The sequence below is a fragment of the Acetivibrio ethanolgignens genome (genome assembly GCF_001461035.1).
GTDB classification, from domain to species: domain Bacteria; phylum Bacillota; class Clostridia; order Lachnospirales; family Lachnospiraceae; genus Velocimicrobium; species Velocimicrobium ethanolgignens.
On sequence record NZ_LNAM01000197.1, the window covers coordinates 97,186 to 100,681 of the forward strand.

The 3,496-nt window shown below is 40.2% G+C and carries 1 protein-coding gene and 2 pseudogenes; all 3 read left to right on the forward strand.

Annotation, left to right across the window (positions count from 1 at the left end; all coding sequences use genetic code 11):
* Positions 1–192: 192 nt before the first annotated feature.
* Positions 193–1,632 (forward strand): annotated as a pseudogene (locus ASU35_RS15820) (helicase-related protein); the annotation flags it as partial.
* 95 nt (positions 1,633–1,727) lie between these two features.
* Entirely contained in the window at positions 1,728–3,107 is a 1,380-nt protein-coding gene (locus ASU35_RS15825; protein ID WP_058353942.1) for an RNA-binding domain-containing protein, read from the forward strand.
* Positions 3,108–3,196: 89 nt separating this feature from the next.
* Positions 3,197–3,391, forward strand: a pseudogene (locus tag ASU35_RS15830) (hypothetical protein); the annotation flags it as partial.
* Between the last annotated feature and the right edge of the window lie 105 nt (positions 3,392–3,496).

A 3,496-nucleotide genomic window follows, 5' to 3' on the forward strand; every position in this document is an offset into this window, starting at 1 on the left:
TTGCGTTTCGTGTGGCAGTTATCGATTTTGTTGGTTTTGTGAATAGGGGATTTCGTGTCTTCATAAAGGATGTAGGCACTGTTCATATCTTCCGGAAGGAAACGTATCTCCACCTTCATTCCAATGAACTGCATAGCACTGTTCATATCTTCCGGAAGGAAACGTATCTCCACTTTCATTCCAATGAACTGCATATGGGAGCAGACAAAGGAGCAGAAATCAACGCAGCTTATTTTCTGTGACCTGTCAACACCGAAAGGAGATGGTACATTTAATGTTTATGAGGACATCCGCAACAAGCTGATCGAAAAGGGTGTCCCACCGGAAGAAATTGCATTTATACATGAAGCAAATACAGAGCTTAGGAAGGCGGAGCTGTTCAGGAAAGTAAGAAGCGGACAGGTCCGTTTTTTGCTTGGTTCCACACAGAAGATGGGAGCCGGAACCAATGTGCAGGACAGACTTATCGCACTGCACCACCTTGATGTGCCCTGGCGTCCTTCTGACATTGAACAGCAGGAGGGGCGTATTTTACGACAGGGGAATCTTAATCCGAAGGTCAAGATTTTCCGCTATGTGACAGAAGGAACTTTTGACAGTTATTCGTGGCAGCTCATTGAGAACAAGCAGAAATTTATCGGTCAGATCATGACAAGCAAATCTCCGGTACGTTCCTGTGAGGATGTGGATGAAGCGGCGCTTACTTATGCGGAGGTCAAGGCTCTGGCAACAGGAAATCCTTACATCAAGGAGAAGATGGACCTTGATATTCAAGTTTCAAAATTGAAACTTATGAAAGCAAACCATACCAGCCAGAAATATCGACTGGAAGACAACATCGCAAAGCATTATCCTCAGCAGATCACGATTTTAAAGGAGCGTATCAGTGGGATGCAGGCGGATATTCAAACTGCAAAAGCAAATCTTCCGGTGGATAAAGAGCAGTTTTCCATGAAAGTGGGGGACAAGCTCTATACGGATAAGAAAGAAGCCGGAACAGCCCTTGTGGAGATGTGCAAAGAAATAAAAACAGTCAATGCCCCTGCGGTCATTGGCGAATATGCAGGTTTTAAGATGGCAGTATCCTTTGATGCATTCAACCACAAATTTGTGATGAACCTGAAAGGTCAGCTTTCACACAATCTGGAAGTCGGTTCAGACCCACTCGGCAATATCTCCCGTATCAACCATGCACTGGAGTCCATGCCAAAGCAACTCATGGAAGCACAGACAAAACTTGAAACGGTGGAGCATCAGCTTGAAACCGCAAAGGTGGAAGTAACCAAGCCTTTTGCACAGGAAGCGGAGCTTGCGGAGAAGTTAGAGCGTCTGTCGGCATTAAATGCCCTGCTTAACATGGATGAAAAGGGCAATGATGGGATTGATATGGATGATGAGCCGGAAGCTCCAAAGAGTGAAAAAGAGGTTGCTGACAGTCCGGCGAAGAATATTCCGTTTGCAGAGAAAACATTGGGTACAGAGCAGGATAAGGGCATCAGACAGTATGCGGATGCACCTGCAGAAAGAGTGTCCCTGAAGGCGAAGTTGGAGGTGATGAAAGCAAAGGTTGCCGGAGGAGATACAGAAAAGCCTATGCCACAAAAGGCAAGGGGAAAAGAAGAAACCTTATAAAAAATTTGAAGTTTTTTATTTTTATTCCCAACTTTATTCCCAACATGTTATAATTATTTTGGTTGGGAATAAAAGTTGGGTAAAGGAGCATACTAATGGATATTAAACAAATTGTTTTAGATTTATGTGCCTTAAGTGATGAACAGGAATGGTTTGAATTTAAGGAAAACTGGTTTCAGCCTGAGGCATTAGGCGAATATGTATCTGCCCTGTCAAATGCGGCGGCTTTTCATTATAAAAAATATGCGTATTTCATTTGGGGAGTAAATGATAAAACTCATGAAATTGTAGGAACAACATTTAACCAGTATTGTGAATATAACAAGGAACCGTATCAGAATTATCTTGCAAGAAATCTGTCACCAAGCATAAATTTTAGTTTTGAAGAAACTGAAATTTATGGAAAGAGAGTCGTTGGTTTGGTAATTCCTGCGGCAACCGAAATTCCTACAGCATTTAAAGAAAAGAGGTTTTTAAGGATAGGATCGTCAAAATGTAATATGAAAGATTACCCTAAGAGAGAAATTGAACTTTTCAAAATACTTGATGGAAGAACGGAAACGATAGAAACGGTACCGGCGAAGTATCAGGACCTTACATTTCAAAAACTCTTTGGATATTATGGTTCCAAAGGGATTGTTTTAAATCAAAAGACGTTTATTAAGAACTTGGGATTAAAAACAGAAGAAGGAGAATTTAACATTCTAGCACAGTTATTGTCAGATAATTCTCATTTTCCGCTTCGTGTATCTATTTTTGATGGAGAAACAAAAGGCTCTAATCTTTTCTCAGTGCGTGAATTTGGAAATGACTGTTTATTATACAGCTTGGACGAGTTATTGCGTTATGGGGATGTGTTGAACCTGATTCAAACGGACGAATCAGACAGGGTTGTTGAGAGGAAAGAGGTTCCTTTATTTGATAATAAGGCTTTTCGTGAGGCTATCATAAATGCCGTTCTGCACAATAAATGGGTGGAAGGAAATGAGCCAATGATTTCGGTTTTCTCTGACCGGATAGAGATATTATCGAGAGGAACACTTGCTCCGGCACAGACCATGGAGGGATTTTTCTTGGGAGAGTCAATTCCTGTAAATGAAAAGTTGTCCGAGATATTTCTTCAACTGCATATAAGTGAGAAATCCGGACGAGGGGTTCCTAAAATTACGGAAATGTATGGAAAAGATGCATTTTCATTTAGGGAGAATTCCATTGTTGTTACTATCCCATTTGAGAGAATAAATAAGGTTGGGAATAAAGTTGGGAAAAAGGTTGGGGATAAGAAACCCTTAAATTCCAGAAGACAAAAGATTATTGCAGAAATGAGAGACAATCCAAATATTACAACTGCGGAACTTCATAACATATTAGACGTGAGTGAAACAGCAGTAGAAAACAATATATCATTTTTAAGAGAAAATGGTTATATAGAGCGGGTTGGTTCAAAAAAGGCAGGATACTGGAAAGTATTATAGCAGTTTAATTTAATAGTGTGATTATGCAGAAGGCAGTCCATAGCGGGCTGCCTTTTGTCGTGCAAAAAATGAACATATGGAGGTTTATTATGGCAGACGAAAGAACAGAAAAACAAAAAGTACAGGAAATTACAGACAAGTTGGAGGAAGGATTAAAGGAACTTTTTGAGAGTGAAAAGTACAAGACATATCTTTCCACCATGTCAAAATTTCATAATTACAGCTTTAACAACACCATGTTAATCGCAATGCAAAAGCCTGACGCTACCTTAGTGGCCGGATACTTATCCGATTAATCGGATAAGTATCCATATGCTTTGTTCATAGTTATCCTCCCTCGTATAATAAGTTTGTAAGCAAGGAAAACAGCTTACAGACTTATTTTTTTG

What these genes read in the sequence shown, in the direction of transcription:
- ASU35_RS15825 (WP_058353942.1), top strand. Translation starts at nt 1,728, where the DNA reads ATGGATATTAAACAAATTGTTTTAGATTTATGTGCCTTAAGTGATGAA.